Origin of the sequence: Leuconostoc sp. BM2 (assembly GCF_002095565.1) — a bacterium.
GTDB lineage: Bacteria > Bacillota > Bacilli > Lactobacillales > Lactobacillaceae > Leuconostoc > Leuconostoc falkenbergense.
Genome location: NZ_MOWQ01000094.1, coordinates 1 through 1419, shown reverse-complemented (window position 1 = coordinate 1419; position 1419 = coordinate 1). Strand labels below are relative to the sequence as shown.

The following is a 1419-nucleotide window of genomic DNA, read 5'->3' as shown; positions in this document are numbered from 1 at the left end:
TGAAGTGAACCCCAATAGTTGGACAAAATAAAATTAATTAACTAACAGACTCAGTGGTGAGTTGTCGATATTGAACCGGCGACAAACCATTGAGTTTTTGTTTGATCCGGTGATTGTTGTAATAATTGATAAAGTCGTCAACGACCACTTTGAAATCATGAAATGATTCGTACTGTTTACGATGCACGATATTGGCCTTCAAAATATGGAAAAAGCTCTCAATTGGTGCATTGTCGACTGGTGTTGATTTACGGCTCATGCTTTGTGTCATGCCGAAATCCTTCAACGTGTTAATGAACATCGGTGTCTGATAATGGAATCCCTGATCACTATGAATAATAGCCCCACGATGCTTCGATAAAGACTTTAATGGCCGCATGACCAGCGACATGGTTGGTGTCTTGGCTAAGTGATAAGACAAAACTTCACCGGCATACAAGTCGACAAAAGCGGTCAAGTAAGCTTTACTATGATCGTTCAACTGAATTTCAGTGACGTCTGTGACAATCTTTTGGTAAGGTGCATCAGCTTGAAAGTCGCGTTTAATGACACGTTCGGCAATCCGCCCAACCGTACCGCGATATGAATTATAACGACGCTTACGCGTGTTATACGTTGTGCTGAGGAGTGCATTTTGACCCATAATACGGAGCACGCGTTTGTGGTTAACCAAATAACCTTGGTGGTGCAACAGCGTTGTCACGCGACGATACCCATATTCGGTTTGAAATTGGGGTGACTTAATTTGACGGATGACGTCTGCTATTTTGTTGTCTGATGACGTATTGAGCGGATGAGCTTCTAGATAATAATACGTACTCCGTTTCAAGCCAATTAGCGCTAATAAATCAGCCAATTTAAAATATTTAGTCCGCCTTAGTGACGTTACTGCCGTTTGTTTTTCTCGGTTCGTTGATCCACTAAGGCTTTTAATTTTTCTAATATCGCCACTTTCATCTTGAGTTGATAATTTTCTTGCTTTAAGTCAGCGAGTTCTTGTTGTTCGGGTGTGAGTGGATGAATGCGTTTACGTCCCATAGTTGGTTGCCGGCCTTTCGGTTTAGGTTTTAACCCATTGTAACCGAATTTTCGATACGTTCTCAACCAATTAGCGATTGTTGTGCTAGGAAAGACGGCAAAATAACGTGACGCCTCTGATTGTGAGTGTGTTTCAAGATAGTTCAACACGGTTATTTTAAATTCTGGTGAATAGGATTTGTGGCTTTTAGAGCCAATGGAACCAGTCACGAGATATTCATCGCGCCATTCAACTATTGATCTAAAGGTAGGAATGTTGTATTTTTTCGCTAACTTTTTCAGGCCATTTTGACCAACCAGCCATTCGTTGACGATTATTAATTTAAATTCATTTGAATATTTAGACATAGAAAAACCCAATAACTTTCTGGACATTTTTTT

General features: G+C 40.2%; 2 protein-coding genes. Both read right to left on the bottom strand.

All coding sequences use genetic code 11. The features are described 5' to 3' along the window. Nucleotides 1-37: 37 nt before the first annotated feature. Nucleotides 38-934, bottom strand: coding sequence for an IS3 family transposase (locus BMG01_RS10540; protein WP_143472188.1), 897 nt, complete (start codon nucleotides 932-934; stop codon nucleotides 38-40). Next, nucleotides 886-1419: helix-turn-helix domain-containing protein (locus tag BMG01_RS10535; RefSeq protein ID WP_233127310.1), on the bottom strand; the 534-nt coding region annotated here is incomplete at its 5' end. The genes BMG01_RS10535 and BMG01_RS10540, both read right to left, overlap by 49 nt.